The organism is Sedimenticola hydrogenitrophicus, from assembly GCF_025175675.1.
In the GTDB taxonomy this organism is placed as follows: domain Bacteria; phylum Pseudomonadota; class Gammaproteobacteria; order Chromatiales; family Chromatiaceae; genus Sedimenticola; species Sedimenticola hydrogenitrophicus.
In genome coordinates this window covers 1-4402 of sequence record NZ_JANIOA010000080.1, presented here as the reverse complement: position 1 = coordinate 4402, position 4402 = coordinate 1, and the positions used below count along the sequence as shown (strand labels likewise).

5 protein-coding genes are annotated in these 4402 nt (G+C 63.5%); 1 reads left to right on the top strand and 4 read right to left on the bottom strand.

The genetic code is table 11. The features are described 5' to 3' along the window. Positions 1-186: 186 nt before the first annotated feature. Both NPX02_RS20850 and NPX02_RS20845 read right to left on the bottom strand, forming a co-directional pair. Positions 187-567: a hypothetical protein gene (locus NPX02_RS20850; protein WP_260295988.1), complete on the bottom strand. Its 381-nt coding sequence runs from the start codon at positions 565-567 to the stop codon at positions 187-189. Between the two features lie 6 nt (positions 568-573). Beyond that, positions 574-1524 carry an MBL fold metallo-hydrolase gene (locus tag NPX02_RS20845; RefSeq protein ID WP_260295987.1) on the bottom strand — a complete coding sequence of 317 codons (951 nt, stop codon included), beginning with the start codon at positions 1522-1524 and terminating at the stop codon, positions 574-576. Positions 1525-1904: 380 nt separating this feature from the next. On the opposite strand from NPX02_RS20845, the gene NPX02_RS20840 reads away from it, so the two are divergent. Continuing rightward, positions 1905-2114 carry a dodecin gene (locus NPX02_RS20840; RefSeq protein WP_260295986.1) on the top strand — a complete coding sequence of 70 codons (210 nt, stop codon included), beginning with the start codon at positions 1905-1907 and terminating at the stop codon, positions 2112-2114. Positions 2115-2147: 33 nt separating this feature from the next. On the opposite strand, the gene argF is transcribed toward NPX02_RS20840, so the two are convergent. Further along, positions 2148-3071 carry an ornithine carbamoyltransferase gene (gene argF / locus NPX02_RS20835; protein WP_260295985.1) on the bottom strand — a complete coding sequence of 308 codons (924 nt, stop codon included), beginning with the start codon at positions 3069-3071 and terminating at the stop codon, positions 2148-2150. A gap of 29 nt (positions 3072-3100) precedes the next feature. After that, positions 3101-4285 carry an aspartate aminotransferase family protein gene (locus NPX02_RS20830; protein WP_260295984.1) on the bottom strand — a complete coding sequence of 395 codons (1185 nt, stop codon included), beginning with the start codon at positions 4283-4285 and terminating at the stop codon, positions 3101-3103. Positions 4286-4402: the final 117 nt, after the last annotated feature.

Genomic DNA, 4402 nt, shown 5'->3' with positions numbered 1-4402 from the left:
CAAAAAGAGTTGTAGGATGAGTGGAGGAGGCACGGCGTAACCGATCAGACCGGCAGGCACATCTCGCACATATTGCCCCGTGCGCCCGTAACCCGCTGTTTGGCGGTCGAGGAATCGGTGGGTTACGCGGCGCTCGGGGAGTTGTTGCAGCCAGGAAGTGTCGTGGCTGTGCGCCGCTAACCCACCCTACAGCGAGCCGGTTTGACCCTGAAATGCCTGGGACAGACCACGCTGCCAATCCTCCACAAATTGTTCGATCGAGGCGACAAAGTCGGCGTCGTGATCCGCGCGGTTGATGGTGCGGTGGATGGTGACGCTTTGCTGTTCCGCGGTGACGGTCCAGGCCAGGGCATTGGGGCAGCCCGGCAGGGTGAGGCGCACGCCGTTGCGGATCGGCTCGCGCCGAACCCTGAACTCCCCCCAGACGCAGTAGATGCGTCCCCAATCTCCTTGATCTTCCAGTAGCGCGTCGATCGAGGCGCAGAGCTGCGGTAGCCGCGCCAGGGTGATCAGTTGCCGCACCCTTGTCTCATCGGCGTCGGCGCTGAACCGGCGAAAAAATTCCATGCCCGGTCAGCCCTGCTTCTCGCGCCGCTTCAGCCACACCTCGAGCCCCTGCGCGCAGAGTTCCATGTCCATGCCGAGCACTTCGTCGATCTCCGCGTCGCTCAGCCGTGAGCCGTGCTCCCGGAGGCGCTTTCGGTAGTAGCGGGTCAGCTCGTCGCGGATCTGCAATTCACGCTGCGCGCCACCGGCGCCGAGGGCGATGGCGACGTAGTCGTCGATCTCCCGGTGCAGCGCCTGGGCGCGCAGTGCGGGCTGGTCGATGCGGCAGAAGTGGGTCAGGTAGAGCTGGGTCGGATTCAGGCGGAGCAACCGCTCCAGGGAGTCGTGCCATGCCTCCGGATCGAAGTCGATGGGGGTGGAGGGGAGTATCATGAAGGGTCCCTGCTCGGTGTCCAGCTCGCGGTAGGACATGCCGAAGGTGTCGCCGGTGAACAGTCCCCGGCTCTGCCCGTCCCAGACGCAGAAGTGGTGACGGGCATGGCCTTCGGTGTGGATGCAGCGCAGTTTGCGGCCGGCCAGCGAGACCTCGAAGCCATCCTCCGCCTCGATGGTGCGCTCTTCCGGTACTGGCAGGATGGTGCCGTAGCGCTCCCGGAACACTTCTTCGCCATAGACAGCGATGGTGCCGGCGACGATCTTCTCCGGGTGGTTCATGTGTCGCGCGCCGCGCGGATGGATCACCATCTGCGCCTGCGGCAGCAGGGCCATCAGCTGTCCGGTGCCGCCGGCATGGTCCAGGTGCACGTGGGTGGGGATGACGTACTTGACCTGTTCGGGCTTGAGACCGCGCAGTGCCAGCAGCTCCATCACTGCCGGTGCCACGTGGGAGGTCCCGGTATCGATCAGCGCCGCCTCGTCGTCCTGCTGGATCAGATAACAGCCGTCCAGATTGGGGCGGTAATAGAAGGTGTCGATACAGCAGATGCCCTGTCTCAGGTCTTGGTAGGAGAGTTTCACGATTTCAGCTCACGGGTTGCCTTGCCTCAGGCCGGGGACTTTGCCATGGATGGGCGGGACGGGCAAGGCACCCTATCGCCTTGGGTCGGCTATAGTAAATAAACGGCCACAGTAACTACTCACCCGGGGCGTCCATAAGAGGCCCTCCAATGCACCACTGAGACACGGAGGACACAGCGGTGGAACCGGGCAACGTAACGGAGCGGATCATTGGTATTGCGATCGGGGGCCGGAGTCAGGCCGGCCGGAATGGATCAATCAATTCCCTGATATACGCGGCTTGACTCCGCCCCTTCTCAATATGATTTCTCTGGGTTCTCCGTGTCTCTGTGGTGCGGATAGGGGCAAGTAGTAACCAATCAAATAAAAGGAGATCCGGCATGAGTTCGCATATCTACAAGAAGTTGGAACTGGTGGGTACGTCCAGCGAGAGTTCGGACAAGGCGGTGGAGAACGCCCTGGTGCATGCGGCCAACACCATCCGTAACATGGACTGGTTCGAGGTGGTGGAGACGCGTGGCCACGTGCAGGACGGCAAGGTCGCCCACTGGCAGGTGGTGATCAAGGTGGGGTTCCGGCTGGAGGATTGACCGGGGCATCGCGATTCGACGCCCCGTGGCAGGTCAGCGGCGGAGCAGCATTTCCAGCAGCGCTTTCTGGGAGTGCATGCGGTTCTCCGCCTCGTCCCAGACCACGCTGTCCGGCCGGTCGATCACCGAGGCGGTCACCTCTTCGCCGCGATGCGCCGGCAGGCAGTGCATGAACAGGGCGTTCGGTTGTGCCTGCGCCATCAGCTGGTCATTCACCTGGTAGTTGGCGAAGGTGACCGCGCGCTGCCGCTGCTCCTCCTCCTGGCCCATGCTGGCCCAGACATCGGTGACCACCAGGTCGGCGCCGCTGGCGGCGTCCAGCGGATCGCGGATCACCTGGCAGCGATCGCCGGCCGCCTGCAGGATCGCCGCATTCGGTTCATGCCCCACGGGGCAGGCGATATTCAGCCTGAAATCGAACTGCCGGGCGGCGTTGATGTAGGAGTGGCACATGTTGTTGCCGTCGCCCACCCAGGTGACGGTCTTGCCGGCGATATCGCCACGGTGTTCGAGGTAGGTCTGCATGTCCGCCAGCAGCTGGCAGGGGTGCAGCAGGTCGGTCAGGGCGTTGATCACCGGCACCCGGGAGTGGGCGGCAAACAGCTCCACCTTGGCGTGCTCGAAGGTGCGGATCATGACGCAGTCCACCATCCGCGAGATCACCCGGGCGCTGTCCTCGATCGGTTCGCCGCGTCCCAGCTGGGTGTCGCGTGACGACAGGAACAGGGCGTGACCGCCGAGCTGGGTGATGCCCGCCTCGAAGGAGATGCGGGTGCGGGTCGAGGATTTCTCGAAGATCATCCCCAGGGTCTGGTTTTTCAGCGGCTCATGGATCTCGCCGGCGCGCAGGCTGCGCTTCAGCTCGCTGGCCCGGCGAATCAGTGCGCGCAGTTCATCGGGCGTGAGATCCAGCAGCGAGAGAAAATGTCTGACGGGTTGGGTGCCTTGGGCTGTCATAGTCGTCTACCTTGCGCGGGTATCACGCATCAATCGCTCTCTTCGGCCAGGAAATCCCGGATCAGCGCGGAGAGCACCTCTACCAGATTGACGGCCTCCTTGTCGCTCATGATCAGCGGCGGCAGCAGGCGGATCACCGAGTCGGCGGTGACGTTGATCAGCAGCCCCTTTTCCAGCGCCCGGGTCACCAGCTCACCGCAGGGGCGATCCAGTTCGATACCGATCAGCAGACCCTGTCCGCGGATCTCTTCCACGCCGGCGACATCGGTCAGGGCATCGGCGAAGTCGGCCAGCAATTTGGCCCCCAATACCTCCGCCCGGGTGGTGAGGTTCAGCTTCTCCACCGTCTCGATCACCGTCAGTCCGACCCGGCAGGCCAGCGGATTGCCGCCGAAGGTGGTGCCGTGGTTGCCCGGACCCAGGAGATCCGTGGCCCGGCCGCTGACCAGGCAGGCGCCGATCGGCATGCCGTTGCCGAGCGCCTTGGCCAGGGTCATGACATCGGGCACGATCGCCTGGTGCTGATGGGAGAAGAATTTGCCGCTGCGGCCGATGCCGGTCTGGATCTCGTCCAGCATCATCAGCCACTCGTGCTGGTCGCAGATCTGGCGGACCTGTTTGAGGTAGTCATCGGCCGGAATATTGATGCCGCCCTCGCCCTGCACCGGCTCCACCAGTACGGCCACCACGTTGGGGCTGTTCTCCGCGACACTCTTCAGGCTGTCGATATCGCCAAAGGGGATGCGCACAAAACCCTGCACCAGCGGCTCGAAGCCGGCCTGTACCTTGCGGTTGCCGGTGGCGGTCAGGGTGGCCAGGGTGCGGCCGTGAAAACTCTTGTCCATCACCACGATGGTGGGGTTCTGGATGCCCTTCTGGTTGCCATAGAAGCGGGCGATCTTGATTGCCGCCTCGTTGGCCTCGGCGCCGGAGTTGGCGAAGAACACCTGCTGCATGCCCGCCAGGGCCGACAGTTTCTCCGCCAGTTGCTCCTGGAGCGGAATCTGGTACAGGTTGGAGGTGTGCAGCAGGGTGGCGGCCTGGTCGCAGATGGCCTTGTGGATAGCCGGATGGGCGTGTCCCAGGCCGCAGACGGCGATGCCGGAGAGGGCATCCAGATAGCGCTTGCCCTGGGTGTCCCAGAGCCAGACCCCCTCACCCCGTTCAAAACTGACCGGGAGCCTTTTATATGTGGCCATCAAAGCATTCGACATGGTCGTTATCCTTAGGTCTCCAAACCGGGAAGAGCGTTAGCCGGCCGTCTTGGCGCGGCCGCAAATAGCCAAGAAAACCGTCAATACTATGGGCATTGCCCGCGGATGGCAAGTGGT

Bases quoted from the DNA above. Each gene is read 5' to 3' on its own strand.
- NPX02_RS20850 (WP_260295988.1), bottom strand. From the start codon at position 567: ATGGAATTTTTTCGCCGGTTCAGCGCCGACGCCGATGAGACAAGGGTG.
- NPX02_RS20840 (WP_260295986.1), top strand. From the start codon at position 1,905: ATGAGTTCGCATATCTACAAGAAGTTGGAACTGGTGGGTACGTCCAGC.
- argF (WP_260295985.1), bottom strand. From the start codon at position 3,071: ATGACAGCCCAAGGCACCCAACCCGTCAGACATTTTCTCTCGCTGCTG.
- NPX02_RS20830 (WP_260295984.1), bottom strand. From the start codon at position 4,285: ATGTCGAATGCTTTGATGGCCACATATAAAAGGCTCCCGGTCAGTTTT.